This is a genomic window from Shewanella youngdeokensis, assembly GCF_033180165.1.
Classification (GTDB): domain Bacteria; phylum Pseudomonadota; class Gammaproteobacteria; order Enterobacterales; family Shewanellaceae; genus Shewanella; species Shewanella youngdeokensis.
This window is the reverse complement of sequence record NZ_CP136522.1, coordinates 2,389,535-2,414,253: the sequence shown is the minus strand read 5'-3', so window position 1 is coordinate 2,414,253 and position 24,719 is coordinate 2,389,535. Positions and strand designations below refer to the sequence as shown.

The 24,719-nt window shown below is 43.4% G+C and carries 14 protein-coding genes; 6 read left to right on the top strand and 8 right to left on the bottom strand.

All coding sequences use genetic code 11. The annotated features are described in order from the left end of the window. Nucleotides 1-126: 126 nt before the first annotated feature. The 6 genes from hrpA (at nucleotide 127) to RGE70_RS10310 (ending at nucleotide 8,893) form a co-directional block, all read left to right on the top strand. On the top strand, nucleotides 127-4,008 hold the full coding sequence (gene hrpA, locus RGE70_RS10335; RefSeq protein WP_310471372.1) for an ATP-dependent RNA helicase HrpA: 3,882 nt from the start codon (nucleotides 127-129) through the stop codon (nucleotides 4,006-4,008). Nucleotides 4,009-4,888: 880 nt separating this feature from the next. After that, nucleotides 4,889-5,194, top strand: coding sequence for a chaperone NapD (locus RGE70_RS10330; RefSeq protein WP_310471371.1), 306 nt, complete (start codon nucleotides 4,889-4,891; stop codon nucleotides 5,192-5,194). Next, nucleotides 5,191-7,680 (top strand): nitrate reductase catalytic subunit NapA, encoded by a 2,490-nt coding sequence (gene napA / locus RGE70_RS10325; protein WP_310471370.1) that lies wholly within the window; start codon nucleotides 5,191-5,193, stop codon nucleotides 7,678-7,680. The genes RGE70_RS10330 and napA overlap by 4 nt, the downstream gene beginning before the upstream one ends. 12 nt (nucleotides 7,681-7,692) lie before the next feature. Then, a complete protein-coding gene (locus RGE70_RS10320; protein WP_375087944.1) occupies nucleotides 7,693-8,145 on the top strand; it encodes a nitrate reductase cytochrome c-type subunit in 453 nt (150 codons plus the stop codon). A gap of 19 nt (nucleotides 8,146-8,164) precedes the next feature. Then, entirely contained in the window at nucleotides 8,165-8,755 is a 591-nt protein-coding gene (locus tag RGE70_RS10315; protein WP_310471368.1) for a NapC/NirT family cytochrome c, read from the top strand. 9 nt (nucleotides 8,756-8,764) lie between these two features. Beyond that, nucleotides 8,765-8,893 (top strand): TIGR02808 family protein, encoded by a 129-nt coding sequence (locus RGE70_RS10310; RefSeq protein WP_310471367.1) that lies wholly within the window; start codon nucleotides 8,765-8,767, stop codon nucleotides 8,891-8,893. Between the two features lie 82 nt (nucleotides 8,894-8,975). On the opposite strand, the gene RGE70_RS10305 is transcribed toward RGE70_RS10310, so the two are convergent. From RGE70_RS10305 to RGE70_RS10270, 8 genes are all read right to left on the bottom strand, one after another. Beyond that, complete coding sequence (locus RGE70_RS10305) at nucleotides 8,976-9,977, bottom strand: D-alanine--D-alanine ligase (protein ID WP_310471366.1); 1,002 nt, start codon at nucleotides 9,975-9,977, stop codon at nucleotides 8,976-8,978. 130 nt (nucleotides 9,978-10,107) lie between these two features. Beyond that, on the bottom strand, nucleotides 10,108-12,090 hold the full coding sequence (gene recD, locus RGE70_RS10300) for an exodeoxyribonuclease V subunit alpha (RefSeq protein ID WP_310471365.1): 1,983 nt from the start codon (nucleotides 12,088-12,090) through the stop codon (nucleotides 10,108-10,110). Then, nucleotides 12,090-15,761, bottom strand: a complete 3,672-nt coding sequence (gene recB / locus RGE70_RS10295; protein ID WP_310472963.1) for an exodeoxyribonuclease V subunit beta — start codon at nucleotides 15,759-15,761, stop codon at nucleotides 12,090-12,092. Before recB ends, recD begins: the two co-directional genes overlap by 1 nt. A gap of 28 nt (nucleotides 15,762-15,789) precedes the next feature. Further along, nucleotides 15,790-19,461, bottom strand: coding sequence for an exodeoxyribonuclease V subunit gamma (recC, locus tag RGE70_RS10290; RefSeq protein WP_310471364.1), 3,672 nt, complete (start codon nucleotides 19,459-19,461; stop codon nucleotides 15,790-15,792). Between the two features lie 58 nt (nucleotides 19,462-19,519). Continuing rightward, entirely contained in the window at nucleotides 19,520-21,604 is a 2,085-nt protein-coding gene (locus tag RGE70_RS10285) for a transglutaminase TgpA family protein (protein ID WP_310471363.1), read from the bottom strand. Further along, nucleotides 21,601-22,596 (bottom strand): DUF58 domain-containing protein, encoded by a 996-nt coding sequence (locus tag RGE70_RS10280; RefSeq protein WP_310471362.1) that lies wholly within the window; start codon nucleotides 22,594-22,596, stop codon nucleotides 21,601-21,603. The genes RGE70_RS10285 and RGE70_RS10280 overlap by 4 nt, the downstream gene beginning before the upstream one ends. 53 nt (nucleotides 22,597-22,649) lie before the next feature. Further along, nucleotides 22,650-23,555, bottom strand: coding sequence for an AAA family ATPase (locus tag RGE70_RS10275; RefSeq protein ID WP_310471361.1), 906 nt, complete (start codon nucleotides 23,553-23,555; stop codon nucleotides 22,650-22,652). A gap of 223 nt (nucleotides 23,556-23,778) precedes the next feature. Further along, a complete protein-coding gene (locus RGE70_RS10270) occupies nucleotides 23,779-24,480 on the bottom strand; it encodes an EAL domain-containing protein (RefSeq protein ID WP_310471360.1) in 702 nt (233 codons plus the stop codon). Nucleotides 24,481-24,719: the final 239 nt, after the last annotated feature.

Below are 24,719 nucleotides of genomic sequence, written 5' to 3'. Positions count from 1 at the left end.
TCATAATTATAGGCATGCAATGCCATTTAGTACTGATGTAACTTAAAGTTTTTTAAGTCAGCTATACCACTAGACAGCGTTCCTTGCTAGGATCAGCTTCTTTGTTTTTGGCCATGGAATTTGCACTTGAGTTCGCAACAGCATCACCTATCTAACGCATTCTTAAAACTCTGTTATGAAGCCGACGCCACCAAAATTAGGCGTCGACTGTACCGACTTCGTAAAGAGCCTGAATCTGAAAAGAAAAGCGCCATATTAGATTCGCTCGAACAACAGGCATTAGATTCTCGTAAAAAGGTTGAGTTGCGTCTGGCTAATCGGCCTGAAATTAGTTTTCCAGAAAACTTGCCTATTTCGCAAAAAAGAGACGAAATTGCCAGCGCAATTGAGGCTAATCAAGTCGTTATTATTGCAGGTGAAACGGGTTCAGGTAAAACCACCCAACTACCTAAAATTTGTTTAGAGCTAGGCTTAGGGACTCGCGGACTAATTGGGCACACTCAGCCACGCCGACTGGCTGCGCGTAGTGTTGCCAGCCGTATAGCTGAAGAGATAAACACTCCACTTGGCGAAGCCGTTGGTTTTAAAGTTCGTTTTGCTGACGCCATAAAACCAGAGTCATACATTAAATTGATGACCGACGGTATTTTACTCGCAGAGCTCACCTCAGACAAATACCTCAACCAATACGACACCATTATTATTGATGAAGCCCATGAGCGTAGTCTTAATATTGATTTCATCTTAGGCTATTTAAAAAACGTCCTGAAAAAACGCCCCGACCTTAAAGTGATCATTACCTCGGCTACGATTGACGTAGAGCGTTTTTCGCAGCATTTTAATGGTGCGCCGGTGATTGAAGTATCAGGTAGAACCTATCCGGTTGAAACCCGTTACCGACCATTAGTCAGAGACAGCGATGAAGATTTAGATCTATTAGACGGTATTTTTGCCGCAACTGATGAGCTAATCAACGAAGGTTTAGGCGACATTCTTATCTTTATGAATGGTGAGCGTGAGATCCGTGATGTTGCAGAGCAGCTCAATCGCCGTAATTACCGTGATACTGAAATCCTTCCTCTATACGCAAGGCTGTCTTATGGTGAACAATCAAAAGTTTTTAAAAGCCATGTCGGCCGCCGTATTGTACTGGCGACCAATGTTGCAGAAACCTCGTTAACGGTACCAGGGATCCGTTATGTGATTGACCCCGGTACCGCGCGAATTAGTCGATATAGTTATCGTACCAAAGTGCAGCGTTTGCCCATTGAGCCAATTTCGCAGGCCAGTGCTAATCAACGTCAAGGCCGTTGTGGACGTATCGCGCCTGGTATTTGTATACGCCTCTATGCAGAAGATGATTTTACCTCTCGCCCAGAGTTTACCGATCCAGAGATCCTACGCACCAATTTGGCTTCGGTTATCTTAAAAATGCTCTCGATTGGGCTTGGGAATATAGATGGTTTTCCGTTTATTCAGCCACCTGACGCCCGTTATATTCGTGATGGCGTGATGTTGCTCGAAGAGCTACAAGCCGTAACCCAAGGTAAAGGGCAGCTTAATTTAACGTCGCTGGGCAGACAACTGGCGCATATTCCGGTGGATCCACGTCTTGCTCGTATGGTGATCCAGGCTCAGAAAAACGGCTGTTTACATGAATCACTTGTCATCGCCTCGGCGTTGTCGATTCAAGATCCTCGTGAACGCCCGATGGATAAAAAGCAAGCTGCTGACCAAGCACATAATCGTTTTAGTGATAATGACTCTGATTTTGTATCATGGTTAAACCTATGGGACTTTTTAAAGCAGAGACAAAAAGAGCTTTCTAGTAGCCAATTTAGAAAACAGTGTAAAGCGGAGTTCTTAGCATATTTGCGCGTAAGAGAATGGCAAGATCTATACGCACAGTTAAGGCAAGCAACCCATGAGTTAAAATGGAAACTAAACGACACCAATGCCGAGCTTAACTACGAAAAACTGCATCGGTCATTATTAACGGGCTTGTTAAGTCATATTGGTTTTAAAGATAAAGACAAAGAATACCTTGGTGCACGTAACCGAAAATTCTTTGTGTTTCCGGGATCTCCTTTAGCCAAAAAAGGCCCTAAGTGGTTAATGGCTGCCGAGTTAACAGAAACTTCACGCTTGTTTGCCCGCTGCTGTGCCAAAATTCAACCCGAATGGATTGAACCGCTCGCGGCGCATTTAGTGAAAAAAAGTTATGTTGAACCGCATTTTGAGTCAAAACAAGGTTCGGTTGTTGCTCTTGAAAACCAAGTGCTATATGGCTTACCAATTGTAAACCGACGTAAAGTACAATACGGCCCGATAGAGCCTGTTGAAGCTCGCGATATTTTTATTCGCTCAGCGCTTGCCGAAGGTGAGTTAAGGACCAAAGAAGCGTTCTTCATTAAAAACCAAAAGTTATTGCTAGACATAGAGTCACTGGAGCATAAATCTCGTCGGCGCGATATATTGGTTGATGAGCAGGCACTGTTTCATTTTTATGAGCCAAAAATACCATCTGAGATCTATAACGCACCTAAGTTTATAAAATGGTGGAAAAAGGCGCAGCAGAAAAATCCGGATCTACTGGACTTTGAGCGCGACGCGTTAATGCAACGAAGTAGTGATCATGTGTCGGCCCTCGATTTTCCGGATAAATGGAAAAAAGGCAATTTAACCCTGAATGTCAGTTACCATTTTGAACCCTCTGCCAACGATGATGGCGTATCGGTACACATTCCGGTTGCGTTGATCAATCAAGTTGATGAACTAGATTTTGACTGGATCGTTGCCGGTTTGCGTGAGGAAAAATGCATTGCGTTAATTAAGTCATTGCCTAAATCTTTGCGCAGAAACTTTGTTCCTGCACCGGATTATGCCAAAGCTTGCTTACAGGCGATTACGCCGTTTGAACTACCTTTAATTGATGCCATGTGTAAACAATTACTGCGTATGAGTGGTGTTCGAATTTCAGCAGAAGACTTTGATACAGCTCAATTGGCCCCACACTTATCGGTTAATTTTAAAGTTGAAGGTGATAAGGGCAAGCTGTTAGCTGAAGGACGCAGTCTTGAACCGCTAAAAGAGCGTATGCAAGGGCAAGTGGTACAAGCAATTCGAGAAGTTGCGGATTCGGGAATTGAGCAAAAAGGCATTGAAACATGGAGTTTTGGTGATTTACCTAAGCGTTTTGAACAGAAAAAAGGTAACTTTGCTGTTAAAGCTTTTCCAGCGCTGGTGGATGATAAAACAACTGTTGCCATCAAATTGTTTGATGATGAATATGAAGCCGAGAAACAGCATCGATTAGGCTTACAACGTTTGCTGTTGCTTAATATTCCATCGCCAGTAAAGCACCTGCAAAAGTCACTACCAAACAAAGCGAAATTGGCGATGTACTTTAATCCTTTTGGGCAAGTGCAAATATTAATTGATGACATTTTATCTGCTGCAACTCAACAGCTTATAGATGAGAAAGGTATCGATATCCGTTCAGAGGCACAATTTGAGCAAGCAAGAGATTGGGTGCGACAAGAGCTCAACCCTACGGCTGAGAAAATTGCTTTAAAAGTAGAAGAAGTGCTTACGATTTATAATCGAGTGAAAAAGCGTTTGAAAGGTAAAATTAGCTTCGACATTGCCTTTGCTATGAGCGATATTCAAAGCCAATTAGATAATCTTGTCTTTAAAGGTTTTGTGGAACAGTGTGGCTGGAGCCGACTAAGCGATATTATTCGATACCTAAAAGGAATCGAGAATCGGCTTGAAAAGCTTCCAGTTGACCCTAATCGTGACCGTCTACATATGCACAGCATCAACAAAGTACAGGATGTATTGAAAGGGCAAATGGCTAAACTACCTAAGTCTATGCCAACACCGGATGTATTAATTGAAGCCCGTTGGATGATAGAAGAATACCGGGTATCTTGTTTTGCACAAGTATTAGGCACGGCATATCCTATTTCCGAAAAGCGCATTATGAATCAAATCGCACAGCTGTAAATACAGCTTTAAGTTGGATGCAACAAACAAGGCGCACGGTTAATACCGTGCGTTTTTAGCTTAACTTCAGCTTAGTTGTAACTGCCACTCAAACGGCTAAGCATTAGCCATTCCTCATCATTTTCTGTTCCTAACTTTATGTCCTGCACCATATATTCATTGCTGAATGGGCCTTTATCGACTACCGGCAATAACCGTCGATATATTCCTGCTATTTTGCGATGAGCTTATATACTTTATCTATCAAACTTAGTTAACTCTGCCGATGGTAACAGCTCAGCTTTGACGCCTTGAAATAGCGCAAGCCAAGCTTGAGGTTGAATGAATGGTGCTTCACATTTTTATTACATCAGCGAAGAGGTATCGAAAAACGACTACCTATTTGTAAATATTTTGTACAAATATGCTGTTTATTATTTGATGTTTTAGCTTGTATAACCCATTGTTTAGTTGATCTTAATAGTCGAAAAAACTGGTTTGCTGTGCTTTTTGTCGAACAAAATCCTTAAAAAGGTTAGTTTTACGTAACTCTAAGTGTAAATTGATCTAGAACAGATCTTGATAAGCTTTGGCTAAAGTAGGTATGTAATAACAATTATATCGGCTGTATAGTTAACACTTGTGTTACATATGGTTGGTGTTGATGGTTTTGTGCTGACTGTTCTATGGTTGGCTGCCGATGCACATTTTTGATGCTGGAATTGTCACTTTCTATTTATTGGTACACAAATGTAGATAGTCGCAAGGTATCGATGAACTATGACCATAACAAACATAGGCAGCACAAGTATGTCGCGATGGAAATTTACAAAGTGCCGATGACTAAACCAAGACAATACCATTGGCATTTTACTACTCAGATAGATTAAGGAACGCCCTGATGTCGCTACCTGAAGTACACATATCAAGCTTACTCGTACAAGTTAGCCCAGAGCATTTACATACCACTAAAAAACGCATAAATGACTTTGAAGAAGCAGAAATTTACGGCGTTAATGAAGTTGGAAAAATAGTGGTCGTTTTGGAGACTCAGACAGAAGGCTTTATCACTGACGTGATTGAAAAAATAAATAATATGCCTGGTGTATTGGGGGCAACAATGGTCTACCACCAAATTGACAGTGAGCCGACCTCCAACAATATCACCCCTGATAACGAATACAATGTTAGTGAGGAACAAGTATGAAAATGTCTAGACGTGAGTTTATCAAGGCAAATGCAGCGGCATCAGCTGCGGCCCTTGCAGGAATTACTCTTCCGGCCACCGCTACCAATTTAATTGCATCGAGCAATGAGACAAAAATTCACTGGGACAAAGCCCCGTGCCGTTTTTGTGGTACTGGGTGTTCCGTACTTGTTGGTACACAAAATGGTAAGGTTGTCGCTACTCAAGGCGACCCTGAAGCACCGGTAAATAAAGGCCTTAATTGTATCAAAGGCTATTTCCTGTCAAAAATAATGTATGGCTCAGATCGGTTAACTCAACCTTTATTGCGCCAAACCGATGGACGGTTCGATAAAAACGGTGAATTTGCTCCAGTCAGTTGGGACCAAGCCTTCAACATTATGGCTGAAAAATGGAAAGCGGCACTGAAAGAAAAAGGCCCAACAAGTGTGGGTATGTTTGGTTCAGGTCAGTGGACTGTAATGGAAGGTTACGCAGCGTCCAAAATGATGAAAGCTGGATTTAGGTCTAACAATATTGACCCCAATGCTCGTCACTGTATGGCTTCGGCTGTGGGTGGTTTCATGCGAAGCTTCGGTATCGATGAACCTATGGGATGTTACGATGACTTTGAAGAAGCTGATGCATTCGTTTTATGGGGTTCCAACATGGCCGAGATGCACCCTATTTTATGGAGCCGCATCACTGACCGTCGTTTGAGTGAACCCAATGTTCAGGTCAATGTGTTGTCTACTTATTATCACCGCTCATTTGAATTAGCCGATAAAGGTTATATTTTTAAGCCACAAACTGATCTCGCAATAGCGAACTTTATTGCGAATTATATTATTGAAAACGATGCCGTTAACTGGGATTTTGTTAATAAACATACTCATTTCAAGCAAGCGACTATCGATATCGGTTATGGATTAAGGGATGAACACCCGCTACAGCAAGCGGCCGCGAACCCCAATGATGGTAAAATACACTCAATTGATTTTGAACAATACAAAGAATCAGTTGCACCTTATACGCTCGAAAAAACAGCTGAAATGAGTGGAGTAGATGAAGACAAATTGCTTGCACTGGCTAAGCAGTTTGCCGATCCGAACATTAAGGTAATGTCATTGTGGACAATGGGAATGAATCAGCATACCCGTGGTGTATGGATGAATTCGCTGGTGTATAACATCCACTTACTCGTTGGTAAAATATCGACCCCAGGTAGTGGGCCATTTTCACTAACAGGCCAACCGTCTGCATGTGGTACTGCACGGGAAGTTGGAACATTCTCCCATCGTTTACCGGCAGATATGGTTGTTGCCAACCCTAAGCATCGTAAATTAGCTGAAAAGTTATGGAAGATTCCCGAAGGCACTATTCCGCCCAAGCCAGGTTTCCATGCGGTGCTGCAAGACCGTAAATTACATGACGGCGCCCTGAACGCATATTGGACTATGTGTAATAACAATATGCAAGCTGGTCCAAACATCAGCGGCGAGCGCTTACCTGGTTATCGTAACCCGAAAAACTTCATTGTTTGTTCTGATCCGTACCCAACGGCTACCGCTCAAGCGGCCGACCTTATTTTACCGACAGCAATGTGGGTTGAAAAAGAGGGGGCTTACGGTAACGCAGAGCGTCGAACACAGGTTTGGTATCAACAGGTTAAAGCGCCGGGTAATGCTAAATCAGACTTATGGCAGATAATGGAATTTGCAAAACGTTTCAAGATTGAAGAGGTGTGGAGCGAAGAGCTTATTGCACAAATGCCTGAAGTACGAGGTAAAAATATGTGCGAAGTGCTGTTTGAAAATGGCCAAGTTAATCAGTTTCCATTAACAGAAGCGCAAGCGATTAATGATGACGCTAAAGCTCAGGGTTATTATGTGCAAAAAGGCTTATTTGAAGAGTATGCTAGTTTTGGTCGTGGACATGGTCACGATTTAGCACCCTACGATCGTTACCATCAAGAACGTGGCTTACGCTGGCCAGTTGTGAACGGACAAGAGACTAAATGGCGCTTTAGAGAAGGTTCTGATCCCTATGTAGGTAAAGACAAAGGCTTTGAGTTTTACGGTAAGCCAGATGGCCGAGCATGGATTATTTCAGCTCCATACGAAGCGCCACCAGAGTCACCTGATAAAGAATTTAACATGTGGTTATGTACTGGCCGTGTGCTAGAACATTGGCATACAGGTACCATGACTCGCCGTGTCCCTGAGTTATACAAAGCGGTGCCAGATGCACATTGTTACATGCATCCTGATGACGCTAAGTCTCACGGAGTTCGCCGTGGTGATGAGGTATTGATGAGTAATAAGCGTGGTGATATTAGAGTTCGAGTCGAAACTCGAGGGCGTAACCGTCCGCCAAAAGGCTTGGTGTTTGTCCCGTTCTTTGATGCGCGAATTTTAATTAATAAACTCATTTTAGACGCAACTGATCCGATATCTAAACAGACCGATTATAAAAAGTGTCCTGTTAAAATCACCAAAATCGCATAAGGCAGGATTATGATGAAAAAAATTATGTTGATGACCTTGGGCATGGCTGTTGCGTTAAGTAGTGCCGTTGTTGTGAGTGAAGAAAGAGGGATTGGCGGCGTGGAGTCTTTGCGTGGTAGCACAGAGCTAGAAGCAACAAGAGCTGCTGATCCGATGAAAAAAGTACCACGTGATCAGGCGGATATAGATAGCAGTTATGTTTTTCAGCCCCCGCTTATCCCACATCACATAAGGAGCTATGAGGTATCTTTAAATGCTAATAAATGTTTAGCATGCCATGGCTGGAAAAATGCTAAACAGATGGGAGCGACGAAAATCAGTGTGACACACTTTACAAATCGTAACGACGAAGTGTTGGCAGATGTCTCTCCGAGACGATATTTCTGTTTGCAATGTCACGTACCGCAAGCTGATGCGAAGCCGTTAGTGGAAAATACCTTTGAGCGTGTTGAATCACTGCAATAACAAATAGGCAGGTAATAATATGAAATTCATTATTAACGCCATAAAAGGTTTTTGGAGCATATTAAGACGGCCTAGTAAAGCTGCTGTCGGCATTGTTCTATTTATGGGCTTTGCGGGCGGACTCCTGTTCTGGGGGGCATTTAACACTGGTATGGAAGCGACGAACACAGAAGAGTTTTGTTCAGGATGTCACGCGCCAATTGTCGCTGAAATTCAAGAAACGATTCACTACTCGAATCGCTCTGGTGTTCGTGCTATCTGTTCCGATTGTCATGTGCCCCATGGTTGGACCGATAAAATCATTCGTAAAGTACAGGCGTCGAAAGAGTTGTTTGCACATTTTGTGACAAGAACAATTAGTACGCCTGAGAAATTTAAAGAACGACGTGCTCATTTGGCTGAACGAGAGTGGGCACGTTTGAAGAAAAATGACTCTTTAGAGTGTCGTAACTGTCATAATTTTGATTTTATGGACTTCTCTGAGCAAAGCCCACGCAGCGTAAGTCAGCATTCTACTGCGCTAGCTAGCGGTGAGAGTACTTGCGTAGATTGCCACAAAGGGATCGCCCATAAACTGCCTGACATGAATAAGATTGAAGGCTGGCAATAAGGAGCCATTATGAGCACGTTAGAGAACGTTATATGGCATGTCCTTGGTTATAGCGCCATGCCGGTGATTATTTTAGCTGGGTTTGCTGCTGTAGCGGTTGTATCTATTTGGGTGTTGTCTAAAACCGCAGATAAGTAAATCTAAGTAAAATTGTTGATTGTTATAAGCAAAAAAAGCCTGACTTGATTAAGTCAGGCTTTTTTATGTCTTGTGTTGCAAATTAAGAGTGACTTGTTTCAATATTGCTCGACAAAAAGGCTGCAAAGCTGTGGCCGTGATTTTGCAGCATCTTTGGAAACATCGAGATTGGCGTTAGTCCTGGAAAGGTATTAATCTCGTTTAAAAGTACTTCACCGTCATCAGTTAAGAAAAAGTCTATACGAGATAAATGTCTAAGTTTCATGCCTTTAAAGGCACTTACAGCATATTGACGGATTAAGTCGCTGACCTCTTTAGTAACATCGGCCACCACATGTGTTTGCGCTTGACTGTCTGTGGCGTACTTTTCGTCGAATGTATAAAAGTTATTACTTGAACAGACCACTTCGCCTGGCACGGTAGCGACAATGTTGCCGTCAATTTCATAGACTGCAACTTCAAGCTCTCTTGCATGAATGGTTTTTTCTACAATGACATAGTCAGAGAACTGAAACGCTTGAGCTAAAGTTGTTTCAACTTCATCAATATTGTCTACACGGTAACAGCCAACAGACGATCCCTGAGATGCGGCTTTTACAAATATGCTACCCCATTGCTCAAAAGCTTCACTGACTTGCTTAACCGTTGAGGCTGAAAGCTCACTTAAAAACAGGTAAGGCGTATTAGGAATATTAAGCGCACTAAACCACATTTTGGCGGTAATTTTATTAAAGCAATTACGACTCGCTTCAGCTTTACAACCAAAATAGGGCAGGTCTATTAATTCAAAATAGGATTGAATATCACCGGTTTCACCAGGAAAACCGTGAATACATGGAATGGCATAATCTACCTGCCAAGGCGCTTTATCTGGGTTTTCAAAACGGATCTGTTTACGGTTATTTAACTCACAACTTTCGCCATCGGCTGTACGGTATTGCCCTTGAGCATCGAGCTCCACACGTAGCACGTTAAATTGCGGTTGTGTGGCTAACGAAGATTCAAAGTAGTTAGCTGATAAGAGTGATATAGCATGCTCATCACCGCCGCCACCACATAAAAGTAAAATGTTCGTTGTACTCATTTAATCTCCACTCGTTACTCAAAAAATTTTGCAGACTTACTATGGCTGAATCACTTTTTATTGCAACCGTTCTAGGTGATTTCGATGCCATTCGCTGTTTTTGTGCTCAAAGTTAAACAACTTATAAAATTTAGTTGGGCTCTGGGACAACAGCTTGGCACCAAAGTCGCTCTGCCAGCCCTGATGCTCGCTGGGTTAAGCGGCTACTTGCTTGTTCAAATACGCGCTGACTTCCAAGGCAGGTAAAGTGATTTTTTGCGCGAGTAATAGCGGTGTAAATCAGCTCTTTTGACAAAAGTTGTTGCTGAGTGATGCTGGGCCGAATCGGTAATACTAACGATACATGGCTAAATTCACTCCCTTGGCTTTTATGTACCGTCATGGCATAGCACGTTTCGTGACTAGGTAATCGCGCTGGGAGAACCTTAAGTAAGCCGCCATCGGCTTGAATAAAGTGTGCCATCAAGCGCTTCGATTCTCCGGTTTCATCGGGCAAAATAAGGCCAATATCGCCATTAAACAGACCCAAATTATAATCATTGCTTTGAATGATAACCGGGCGACCTGCATAAAACTCTTGTTCAGGGTTGATTAGCCCTTTTTCTGCCAGTGTGCGTGTCACGCTTTGGTTTATGCCATCGACACCATATTCGCCCGCACGCATGGCGCAAAGTATACGGTATTGGTTGAAGTTATCGATGACTTGCGTTGCTGTGAAGTCACTGTGCCCAATCGCATTAAGATAAGGAGCATATTGTTCAGCCGATTGCGACAGAAGTTGTTCTAAGCCTTGGTTGTGAGTGTTGCTAGCACTGATGTTGCTGTGTTCAAGCCACAAAAGCTCTTGGTAACCGGTTTGCCACACGCTAGCTATACGTGGCAAATTGGCTTGGTTTACTGCAGTTGCTAACTGGCCAATGCCGGCATCGCCCTTAAATCGGTGGCTGTGCATCAGCATGCAAAGGCTATCACCAATTTGTGGATTATTACTGATAAAGCGGCTGAGCGGGTAACGTGTTAAATCGGAGAGTAAATCAGCTTGTAGCTGAGAATAGCGCATTTGCCAGTGATTACCGTTGGCAGGTGACTCGACTTTTAAACCACTACAAATATCGGCTAATACTGCACCGGCTTCAACGGAGGCTAATTGGTCTTGATCGCCTAATAAGATCAGGCTGGCATTGGCTGGTAGTGCAGTGAGCAATTTATGCATCATTGGTAGATCAACCATTGATGCTTCATCAATGATTAATAGATCCAACCTCAGTGGATTATCTTGATTATGCCTAAACTGGTGTGAGTTAGGAATAACACCTAATAACCGGTGTAAAGTGGCAGCTTCTTCAGGGATCCGTGCCATCGTTAACTGTCGCGTCGCGGCGGGTAAATGCTGTAGCTCACTTGCAAGCCGAAGTTTAGAGGCTTTAATGGATTCACTTAAACGCGCGGCGGCCTTTCCGGTTGGTGCCACAAGCCTAATGGTGAGCTCTTGTTGCGAGGTTAATAAATATAGCAGTTTGGTGACGGTAGTTGTTTTGCCTGTGCCTGGGCCACCCGTAATGACGGCCAGCTTTTTAGTTAATGCCGTTGCCGTTGAAATTTTTTGCCAATCAAATTCAAGTTCACTGGCAGGGAATAGCTGCTCAAGTAACACTTTGGCCTCAGCTAACTGCTCTGTTGATTGTGACTGCTGCGATGGGGTATGTGCTAAACGACTTAAGTGCTCGGCAACCTCACACTCAAAGTGGTAATAGCGTTGTAGATACAAATTTCCCTGGTCTAAAATCAGTGGTTTTAAAGTTGATTCCTCAGGCGTACCTATGGCATCAAATAGGCGTAATTGCGTGATTAATTCTGCAACCGATAGATTGATCTTACATTGGCTGTTTGGTTCTTTGACGGGATTACAGAAGTCAATCTGATCCAAAGGCAAGCAGGTATGCTGGCTGGATAAATTTTGACTTAGTAAAGCGCAAATCAAGGTGAAAAGTGGCGATGTTTGTTGATGTAATTGCGCCATTTGCAGGGCAAAGTGACGGTCAAGGGCGGTAATGAGTCGCTCGCTTTGCCACTGCTTGAGTAGTGTTTCTATTGGACGAGAAGTGGTTAACATTAGTTGGCCTCCGCAAACGATGTATGTTTTGACGCATGATTGCCAAATAATAGATCGAGCTGCTCAATTAAGGCTTTGGGTGGTTTGTCATAAAAAACTCCAGATTGTGGCTCACTAACAGACATACCCCTGAGGAATAAGTAAAAGCAGCCGCCAATATGTTGGTCGTAATCATAGTTAGGCATTCTCAGGCCTAAATACCGATGCAAGGCTAGGGTGTAAATAATGTATTGTAAGTCATAGCGATGGCTACGAATTGCTTGCTTCATATTGCTGTAATGGTATGCAATGAGACTATCACCCAAGTGATTAGACTTATAATCGGCAATAAAATATTGCTGGTTATGTTCAAAGGTTAAATCGATAAAGCCTTTGAGCATTCCTTGTAAATCATCGAACATTAAGCCACCGCTGTAGCCAAAATCGACGAGCAGTTGGTTCAGTTTAGTGGCGTTAAGCTGGGTTATCGGCAGGTAAAACTCCATTTCTACCAGTTTTTTATCGGATGTTAATTGTGCCAATGATAGCGAGTTATCGGTTGCTAGTGGCGCGTGAAGTAAATCTAAATACCAGTCTTTTAGTACGTCAGTCCATTGTTCATCAATACCGTACTTACTCATGGCATTGGGCAAATGTTCATCTAGATCTGGCGCGGCGTGAGTAAAGTCAATCAGCTCTAAAACCAAATGCATAAAACTACCAGCATTGGCGCCACGCTCAAAACTAAAGCGTGAAGCTTGAGTGTCTACGTCATCAACAATAATCTCTACTTCTGGAAACTGTTCATCATCAGCCCCTGGCAAGACCTTTTCATGTGCCAGATGTTTAACTAAACCGGAATAACTGCCAACACGCCAAGGAGTGCTGTGACGGCGAAGTAACGCTTTTGGGGCTAGTTCAACGTCTTGGCTGGATTTATTGGGCAACGATAAAAAATTGTTATCGAAGCTGCCTGAGCCCGCAGCAGGCAGCTCAGTTAGGCTAATTGCGACAGGATTTTTGTCTGCTAGTAACCGCGCTTTGCTTTGCAGTTGGCTGTATTCACAGATTTTGTCTTCAATTCCTAACAGGTAACCAATAGCCGTTTCGTTCAACTGGCTGGTCATGCCTTTACTTTTGGTTAAGCGGCTATGGTTGGTTATGTACAAGTAGCACTTAAGTACAGGCCTGGTGAGCGCAACATAGAGTAAGCGCAGATCTTCGGCTAAGGTTTCACGTTTTTGCCGTTCCCAGCCATCGTCAGATTGTTCAATATCCCAGACCAATTTATTGTGCTCGTGGTACAACATTGGCGCTGGTCTTTTACGGTTATCGCGGCTTAAGCTGACAAACGGTATAAAACAGATTGGATATTCCAAGCCCTTACTTTTGTGGATCGTAACAATCTGTACCAGGTTTTGTTCACTGGCTAATTTGAGTTGTGACTCTTCGTTAGCTTGATTGCCAATTAAGGCCTGTTCAAACCAGTTAATTAATGCACTCATGCCATCGAGCTCGGTGGCTTTTTGCTGTAATAGCTCGCCTAAGTGCCTAAAGTCAGTCAGGCGGCGTTCACCTTCGCTGTGGTTCAGTAATCGCTCTATAACCTTGGCTTGGGCTGCTAAATTTAACAATGCCGGCATAATGCCACGCTTAAGCCATTGTTGCTGTAATGCTGCAAATTGCTCGAGCAATACTTGGCGTTTGTCTTCATCTTGGTTAAAGGCGTTAATTTCTGCCGCGCTGTAACCGAGTAAAGAGGTCGCTAATGCACTGCGTAATGCCCGCTCATCTTTTGGATCGGCCATGGCATATAAAACTAGCAGCATTTCTCGAGCTTCAAGGGTGTCAAAAACGCTATCACGGCTTAAAAAGACTGAACCGACTAGTCGAAGCTCTAGCGCTTGCTTGATCACATTCGCTTCGTGCCGGTCTCTAACGAGTACTGCAATATCACGGGCTTTTAAGGGCGCATCGCTAATGGCACAATTATGTTGTTGGGCGTCAATGAGTAAGCGGGTTATTTCATCGGCCACATCACTTGCAAGTAGTTGCCTTGCTGTGGTTTTGTTTAAGCCTTTTTCAGGATCTTCACTTAGAATGCGTAGTCTTAAAGCACTTTTATCAGTTGTCGACTCTCGCAGCACTTTAGTATCAGAAAAGCTAGCAGCTTTGACCGGTTCAAACGGGATAGATGCGCTAATAAACGGATCATTTCGGTGCTCAAAAATTACATTCACCGCCTCGACCATTTGCCGATTAGAGCGGTAATTGGTATCGAGATTATAATGTTTAGCGGTTTGCTCACGCGCATGTATATAAGTGTGAATATCGGCGCCACGAAAAGCATAAATTGCCTGTTTTGGATCGCCAATCATCAGTAGACTTAACTGCTTTGATGAAGCGCTTTGTGTATTATTGTCAGCAGTGTGCTGCGCCACTGTTGTAGGTTGATAGATCTTACTGAAAATTTGAAATTGCAGTGGGTCAGTATCTTGGAACTCATCGATTAACGCGACCGGAAAGCGCTTGGCAATGCTGGTCGCTAAAAATTGCGCTTGCGACACTGTTAACGCTTTAGCCAAAGTTAACAACAGATCGTCTGGTGTCAATAGATTGCGTTCTAATTTTTGCTGAGCAAATCGTTTGGCTATGCCATCTCGTGCACTATAAAGAAAACTCGGAATGAGCTGGGTGACTAAGCTCGCTAACCTTTCTATATGAGCCAGTATTGGTGCTTGTTCAGCACTAGGGATCACGCCGCCTTTATTGAGCTTTAATTCGTTCAGAGATAATTGCTCAAGCACTTTTTGTGGTGGTAATCCGCTACCAAAACTCACCCAGTTGTCGAGTGCATCTAACATTAAGGCAAGTTTTGGGTAACCGTCTGCTTTTTTTCCAAAGCGAGCACCGTTAAGTGGTAACGAATGCAATAGGTGTTCAGTTTGACCTCGCTCTGTTGGCCAAATTAACTTTAACCGGTTCAAGCTTTCTAATAGATGAGCTTCAATTTTGTCAAATGCTGGCGGTACAGGCTGGGCAGAGGCGCTGCTTGCACCTAAAAGTGGCTTTAGTTGGCGCGATAATTCGTCGGGACTTGCAAATTTATTTTGAATGATAGCTGCCAAGCTTTCGTCCAATGGGTAACATTTTTCACGCCAAAAATCGCGCACAGCATGATGTAAAAATTCACTATCATCTAAGGTGAATTCAGATTCAAACAACAAGGATGACTCAAAGGCCATGTCGGCTAGAATGCGCTGGCAAAATCCATGAATGGTATAGATTGCAGCTTCATCGAGTGACTTTAAAGCCAGATCTAACCGCTTTCTGGCTATGGGTTTGTCGGCATCGGGGGTTGCGGTATACAGTTGAGATATCAGTTCATCATCAACGGTTAAACCGATAAAACAGCGGTACGCTAATTGGATTTTTTTACGTATTCGATCGCGTAATTCTCCGGTGGCGGCATTGGTAAAAGTAACCACTAAAATCTGTTCACAGGTAAGCGCTTGCTCGATGCCGTGGCCGAGTAGTAAACGCACGTATAGACCGGCGATGGTAAACGTTTTGCCAGTTCCAGCGCTGGCTTCAATCAGGCGACTTCCACCAAAAGGCAGGGTTAAGGTATCGAGTGGCTCTGGGGTTATATTGACCTGAGGCTGAGATTGAAGCGTAGTTGAGTCGGCCATATTGAGCTCGGGAGTTGACTTGTTCATATTAGCACCCCTCCTTTTTTGAATTGGTTGACTGACTCGTATGTGGCCGGCCTTCAACATGAGTGGTAAGTTCACTCAGTTTACCTTTGTGATACAAACTTAGTAGGGGAGATAGCAGTGTTTGGGCAGTGCTAGCGAAACCCTGTTCACTAAAGTCTTGTGGAAATTGGTATAAACGCTGAAAATGCGGTTCAGTGCCTTCTCCCAACTGGCTTTGTTCGTCTAGCCACTGTGACTCAGCTTCACGCAGTTTTTGAATGTGATCGCCCTCGGCTTCAACGTAGGCCAGCGCCGTACGCGGCATAAACATCAGCGGGTGCAGTTGACCTTGCTTGAAATACCCCAACCATAAACTTAACTGGTTGCAAGCTTGCTCAGCAGTGATGGGCGCAAAGACATGAAAATGCCCAATATCTAACAAGTAACTATTAATAGGCTGATTTAGCCGTGCGATATCGGTTTTACCATTCATGGCGCACAGGCAAAGGTGGCGTAGATATACCCTGATAAGATCTCGGCCGTTGGCAGTTCCGGGTCGATAATTGACGAGTCCTTTTGCACTTAAATCATCAATTCGGCCCACCAGCTTTAATGGAGTTGCCCCGCAGCTTGTAAGCGTTGAGTCAAGCTCTGCAGACATTAGTGGAGTAAGTTCTAGATTGATATCAATCGATTGGCTTGATTCGCCTTTTAAGTACAAGCTGCGACCAATGAGTGGGGTAATGTCGTGAACATATTGTCCTAGAAGCAAGTCATCAAAAGGTTTTAGCGGAATATTTCCCTGTGCTTTTAAGCGTGCTAGCAATTGCTCATCAGGAGTTTCACTATTATTGTCAATGGCGTGATTGATGAGCGTCGACTGCAACTTATAGCGGTCGAGAGCGTTTAAACTAAAAGGTTCGTCGTTATCGTCGGCATTGATATTAATGGATAAATCGACTTTTAAAGTCCGGTTGAAAAAGTACTGCGCTGGGTTACGGAAAAATCGGATCAACGCTGAAAGTTCTACCTCTTCTAGTTCACCACTATTAGTGTCTGGTGGTAACAATAATGGCGTGGCTAAATCTATAAAGCAGTTGCTGGTGGTCGATTCTTCAGTGTCTATATTTAATGGTGCAGGGCACCACTGTGCATTGTAGCTTTGCTGCAGAGGCAAAGGCGACTCGGTTTGTACTTGATATAGCCGCTCATCAAATGGCTGCAGTGGCTGTTTACAAATAAGTTGCTGCGCTATGCTGCGCTCGATGAGTTCAATTTGCTTAGCCGCCTGACTGTTTGTTTCAGCTTCAGGCTTAATCTCTATGGAGGCTAATGCCTGTGGTAAATAGACCAGCTGGCAATATTCAATGAGTTCGGAGACTAGCATTGAAGGGATGCGCTCAGAGTCATCTCGCTCGCTGTTACCTATGTAACTAATGTAGAGCTGTTCTCGCGCCGATAATATGGCTTCTAGAAATAAGTATCTATCGTCCAGCCGACGAGAGCGGTCACCTTTTCGAGGCCCCATTTGTGCAACTAAGTCAAAGCCCACTGGGTGTTGAACACGCGGGTAGATCCCATCGTTCATTCCAAGTAAGCAGACAACTTTAAACGGAATCGAGCGCATTGGCATTAGAGTACAAAAATTAATGCTGCCGGCAAGGTAACGCTGGCCAACTCGTGATTCCGATAAGCGCGTGTTAAACCAGTTTTGTAGCACCTCGATTGGCAGTGGGGTACTGTGGCCAGACTCAGTTAATTCTTCATTGAGCTTCACTATGGCATCACGGATCTCTTGTAACTGCACCTGTTCATCGTCATCAACAAGATAGAATGCGGCAAGTAGTTGCTCTAATTGTTCAATGCGGTCGGTTAAGGTACTGCTTTGCGCCAATGCTTGGTGCACTTCATCTAAGGCTTCAATAAAGTCGAGTAACTTACCTAATGCTTGCGCGGTTTGACCTTCAATACCATTCACTGCAAGCGTTTGCTGATAGAGCGGCACGTCGTCGGCAAAGCTGTAGCCTAAAATAAGGCGCTTGATCCCCAGTGACCAGGCATTTTGTTCAAACGCCGGTAACTGGTGTTCAGCGCGACTGCTTTCATCACGCCCCCAACGTACTCCGGCATGTTCTAACCAGCGTTTTATAACGGTAAGCGAGTCATCATCTAGCTCAAATCGACGTAGCACGCTAGGCACTTCTAATATACTCAGAATATCGGTTAAGCCGAATCGACTTTGATTAATGCTCAGTAGGTGTAAGAAACTGGCAATTAATGGCGACTCTTGGACTGCGCCTCGGTCTGCAATGGCATAATGCAGGTAATGACTGCCTTGTTTGGCACTGAATACGGCGTCAATATAAGGCGCGTATGAAGCAACATCAGGCAACATGATCACAATGTCTTTAGGCGATAATGGTGGCTGACCGTCTACCGCTGGCTGTGAAAGCAAGGCCAGTAAGTGATCATGCAATGTTTCGACTTCTCGTAGTGGACTGTGACAACTGCGGATAGTAATTGAGTTATCATCTTCTTTAAGGAGCCTTCGTCCTTCAAGGTTTAAATATAGTGAGGCGTCGGGCCCTAAGCTTTGGCCACGAGTGCTTAGCTCCAGAATGTCGTGCTGGACACCATTTAGCATGGTGTCGGTGCCGGGATCTTGATAACAATCAAAATTAAAATTGGTATTGGCTTCGGGTAACTCTAGCATTAAATCAAGCAATTCACGGCCCATTTTACCGTTATTGGCAAGCAGCGGGTTACCAACCTCGAGTTTGTCTTCCCATTCGAGTTCGAGCTTCTGTTTGTTGGCGTATTGTAGCGCCATACGGGCTCTTAGCCTTGGATCGACAATGTCGCCCCAATAATGCTGACAAGGGCTAAGGTTGAGCATAATGACATCAATACGTTTGGCTAAGTGATGCAGTACATCTAGCGTTTGTGGCGCCATTGACGAGATCCCAAATACAAATAATCGTCGTGGCAGCGACCCCATGTCGGTTGCTGGATCATCGAGGGCATCAAATAATGCCTGATGTAAATTAGCGCGATGATATTGGCTTTTTTGCAAGGTGTTGGCATTAAAATCAATTAATGCACGCCATAAAATGGGCTGCCACTTTTGTGCATCGCTGAGTTTGTCCCCCTTGGGGGGTAGTGTTGGTTCATTGGCTTCCCATGCGGCAATCCAATCGGGACGGTAAACTAAGTATTGGTCAAAAATATCAGCAATCTGGCCACAAAGTTGATACAGCTTAAGTGGACTAGGCGCTGCACTAACTTGATCTTCAAAGTCGGTGTCGGCGTCTGCAACGACAGTATTGCTGCTGTCGTTACCGTTATTGAGGTAGTTTGCTAATGGCGCAAAGTCTTCTTGGTCGATAAGCGATGGCAGTAACTCCATGAGTTTCCATGTCATAGCTGCTTTGGTAAACGCATTTTCTTTTGGCACATCGTCAAGTAGGGTATGACAAAGTTGCCAAATAAAGCTCGATGGTAACGGGAACTCCAGCGCTGCAGCAATTTGATTTTGCCTTGCTATTTCTAATCTTAACCATGTGGACATGCCAGGGCTTTGTACCAATATATGTTCTGGCATCAGTAATGGCGCATTAGGCAATGGAGTTGTTAGCTCTGCTGCTAATAATGCCGACAGGGCTTCCATTTGGTTAGACTGGACGAGATATAGCATGGCGTTCCTTTGATAAAATGCTCCAAATCGAGCAGATCATTTTTTGAATTGATTCATTCTATGTGTTTGTTTTATTGAGTGCCAATCCCAGTGTGATGATATTAATCTTTAGTTTCCACGACTGACGAATAAGTAACCTAGATACGCGTTTTTTGGCAGAACTTGATAAGGGTTGATATTGAATAGCAACATAATAACGGGTCAAACAGTCGAAATCTTTGGCTATGGCAGGAAAATATGTGCTCACTCGTTGATTATAATGTTCTGGCGTTTCATCAGTATGTCTTGGCAGTGACCGTTTAGCGAGTAAGTTACATATTGTGAGGTAAGCTTGAATATGTTTGGCTTTGGTACGAGTGGGGGTCAGTAAACCTGCGCTGTAGGCGATAGCTAAGCCAATAATGAGCAAAGAGGCCAGCACAAGTAAGGCAAGCCTTGTTTGGGTTATTTCACCTAATAATTTTTTCAGGACATTTTGTTGTTTATCGGTGTCAAAGCCCAGTACCCACACACTCCAAAAGTAATCAATACTGGCAAGTTGTAATCGGAGCTGATTAAACCACTCACTCGTGTATAGTCCTAAGTAGCCAAGAGGACTGTTGAGTCGGTAACTTTCAAAAGGATCAAAGTAAGCATCAAAGCCTGCATTTATTCGCTGCGGGGCTATCATGGATGTGGGATCATAGCGTGTCCAGCCAAGGCTTGGCAGCCAAACCTCAACCCATGCGTGCGCCATGTATTGATAAATACTGTAGTAACCACCTGTGCCGTTGTATTCTCCGCCTTGATACCCCGTAACCAGTCGTGCAGGGAGCCCGGTGGTTCTAGCCATAAAAGTGAAAGCACTGGCGTAATGAACACAAAAACCGGCTTTATTGATTATTAAGAAATCGTCAATCTGTTGTTCTCCAACAGCAGGCGGTTGTAACGTATAGAAGTAAGGCTGCTCGGTAAAATAACGCATCATGGCGTTTAAGCGGGCTTTGGCATCTGGGTACAGCAGTTTAAACTGCATCGCTAATGCCGTAGTTTGTGGGTTACTGTTCTTTGGCAGAGCCAAGTTAATGGCGCGGGTTGTGGGATCTAATGCTAATTCCATTTCTAAATTTGGAAAAGCCATGAGTTGGTACTGCTTGGCTGTATCTATCACTTGTTTTGAATACAAGCTGTGATCTGCACGCATTATCACACTAGGGTCTTTGCTTGCAGCAACATCAAGGCCAAAAAGCCACTGCTGTGCACTGGGCTCAGCAATAATGGCGTAATGTTGAGGTTTGATCTGTTGGCTTGCGGTGGCAATGTTAAAGTCTAACTTTCGCGCACCAGCCTTAATGGAGTTGTGCTCGGTAATTGAGCTATTTTGGCTCCACTGTTGATTGTCGTAATCTTCTAAAACGATGGCTCGCCAATATAAGTCTTTATTGTCAGCTTGGTATTTATTATCAAAGGTGGCCCTAAAAGCGAGTGCAGATGAGCGAGTGAGTTTGGTGATGTTGGTAAAATTGACGCTGTCAGAAAGCCCGGTTACGGCCCCACCTTGAGATGGAACCATCCATAATGGCGGTAACCTTGGGATCACGATAAACAGTAAAATAGCTAATGGAAAACTTTGCAAAATAATTTTGCTGGTTAACATGCTGGTAAAACGAAGGCGATTTTCATTGTGATAAAGGCTAACTAATACAGCAGTATTGACCAAGGTGACGATAACTAAATGTAATGTTGACCACAATGATTGGTATTTAATAAAGGTTAAAGCAATTAAAAAATAACCTGCTAATACAGAGATGTGCACATCGCGACGACTCTTTAGCTCTATAAACTTAAGCGCATACCCAAGTACCAATAAATTAATCAAAGCGGCCAGCATCCCAAGCTGTTTTACCGCCATCAGTAGCGCGATGATTGAACCTAGGGCGATTGCAACGACTACTTTACGAGAAGGGCGAGCGATTTTGCCTGCAAAAATGGCAAATCTCCACATTAGGCAAAAGGTACAAATAATCAAAGACCAGAGTGTCACTTGCTCATAAAGTGGCGTAATAATGGCAACATTAGCCAGTAATAACCACAATAAGGTATGGCGAGAAATAGGCTCCTGACGACTATTGTGGTGTTGAAATGGTAAGTTGATTGCGGTCAATTGAGAATACCTGTATTGGCATTATTTTGAGGTTTAAATAGCGCTAAATGAGTGAGCACATTGATTTTGTGTTGCTCGCCATTGCTTGGTGAAATGGTTAATCCCCCGATGCTTAAACCAAATGTTTGCTGTTGCTGGCTAAGTTGCAGAGTTTGCCAGCACAGATAACTTAACTGCAACTCGAGCTGCTGCTCATCATCTACGGTTAGCCATAAAGGTGCACCTTGAGGTTGCTGAAATTCTTTGGTTAACATGCCTCGGCCTTGCGCCCACTGTTTCCATGCAATATGTTTTATTGGCTCGCCAACGATGTAAGGCTTAAGTTGATTAAACTCATCAACGCCAGCAATAAACTGACTCGCGACCTGATTATGGTTAGCATCGAGTGGCTGGCTACTCAGTTGGTGTTGATTGTTGATTGGATTGGGGTAAATAACCTGTGATATCGCTAAATCTATATGTGACCAAACACGGCATAACCCCAGAGGGAAACGTGACTCAACTTTGACTCTACCTGGCTTTAGCGTACCACGCTGGCTTGATTGTGTGGCCACTGAGACTATATCGGCCTGTGTGGTAACTTTTCGGATAGTTTGTGGCGCATTGGCGTCGAAATTAAGTTGAATTTCAAATGCGTCACGGTTAGAAGACATTTGGATGGGAATATAACAAGCTTGCCCTGCAAAGGTGTTAGATGTTGATTCATGGTGGCGTAGGGTTAGGCCGGCAAGGTTTTTGTAACTGTAAATAATGCAGGTATTAAAGATGCTCAACAATAAAAAGCTGAGGCCCATCACTAAATTGTTTTGGTAATTTGTACCAAACACAAATAAGGTTCCGATCAATAACAACCAACAAAAGCCGAAACCAGTAGGTAAAATGAAGATGGTTTTATGGGTTAAGGTAACTTGTTTTGCTGCAGGTAGTCGCCGCGATAACCAGAGGTCAATACGTTGTTTTAAGCGTTGTTCTATGCTTGATTTTGTTTGCATATCTCTATGATTTTAGTCGTTTAATTGTGCCATTAGCTTACAGTTGGAATGTATCACAAATTAGGATCCACTTGCCTTAATATAACGCGCGAAAAATTATCACTTTGAAGTAAACTTGCTCGACTCATCCGATGTTCAGCCACTAATGGAAAAACAGTCTGTACGTCCTCTGGCAATACGTACTGTCGCCCGTTAATCATTGCCCATGATTTAGCTGTTTGTAAAATGGCCTTACTGGCTCGCGGAGATAAACCGGACGCGTCAGCGAGCTGACGAGAGGCGGTAACTAATGCGAGAATGTATTTTAATATTGATTCTGACGCGCTAATTGAGTCTACCTTTGCTTGGATATTAGTTAATGTCATTGCGTTTAAACAGCTAGGTAACGCGCTAATGTTTACGCTATCACCTTTAAGCATGGCCATTTCAGCTTCTTGGCTTGGGTAACCAATCGATAATCGCATCATAAATCGGTCCAGTTGCGACTCCGGTAACGAAAAGGTACCAGACTGGCTGCTAGGGTTTTGAGTGGCAATGACAATAAAGGGTGAGGGTAGCGGGTAGGTTTGGCCATCTACGGTCACTTGTTTTTCGGCCATAGCTTCTAAAAGTGAACTTTGTGTTTTAGGGCTAGCGCGGTTGATCTCATCAGCAAGGAGCAGCTGCTTAAAAATAGGACCTGGATGAAAGACAAACTGAGTTTGTTGTTTGTCAAAAATGCTTACCCCGATAATATCCGCCGGTAACATGTCACTCGTAAATTGAATGCGTTGATAACTTAAACTTAGGCTTTGCGCCATTGCATGTGACAGGCTGGTTTTACCCATACCGGGTTGGTCTTCAATTAACAGGTGACCTCTGGCAAAAATACACGTTAGTGCGAGCATTATTTGCTGTTTTTTACCCAGTAATACCTGTTCTAATTGATTAACTAATTTAGTTACATTCTCAGTGGACATAACAATCTCATCATTTATGTATTATTGCTTTGTGAAGTATGTAGGTCGTGCTTTTGCACGCACCTGCATGCTATTTAAAACGAGATTAACCACGATACCACAAGAACATGTTAAGTATTTAGGATTCGGTTGCAGGTTTTACAATTGCTCTTACTTGACAAGTAAAGCGCTATCATAATTACCATCTAGCCTTAGTTGAAAATACAATGAAAAGCAGCTTACGCTATATATTATTCAGCTTTACTCGATACTTTGGTTGATAAAACAAGGGTTTGAATAAAAATCCTTGTACTAAATCAACGCCGATTTGTTGTGCAAACAATAAGTGTTCTTCGGTTTCAATTCCCTCAAGTACAGTGAGTTTATTGGTTTTTTTTGCAAAGTCTAATAAGGCATTTATCAAGTGGTGATATATTGGTTGTTGCGCGGTTTCCAGCCAGTACTTATCAAATTTTAAACAGCTTACTTGGCTCAATAAATCGACTGACAACATGGAGTGGGGCGCGCCAATGTCATCTAAGCCTACGGGAATATCGAATTTAACTAACTGTTCGATTAACGTGCTGGCAAGGTGAGCATCATTGATACAGGTGTTCTCAATGATCTCTACGCAAACGTTTTTTTTCTGCTGGAGTAAAGCGAGCATTGCCGGGGTATTATGCTCAATTGCATGGGGGTCGATATTGACAAAAAGCACGCCAGTTTGCGGCGCATGCTGAAACTGAAATGTCTTTGCAAGTAACTCGACTTGGCTCAATTGTTCATGATGAGCATGTAACTGCTCGAAAACGATATTGGGTGCAATGCAACTACCGTCTTGTTGGTAAAAGCGCGATAGTGCTTCGTAGCCATAAATAGCCTGGGTATGCGGGTTCACTAAAGGTTGATATTCAGCACCTAGTTGTAAATCAGTTAAGTTGAACATAGCCACTTAAGAGTTGTAATGATAATTATTTACATTACCATAGGTTTCAATAAATGGAATACCGAGAACACTGAGTGTTTTATTATCAGTCAATAATGGCTGATATTGAGGTATTGATACTAGGGTTTATGACCTTGTTCACACTCTTGTGTGGCACAAAAATATGGTTTTTGAGTACCATTGGTTGAGCCAATAGCGGCGCTCAACGATTAACTGCCGTTGGCGTGAATAGACTGTCA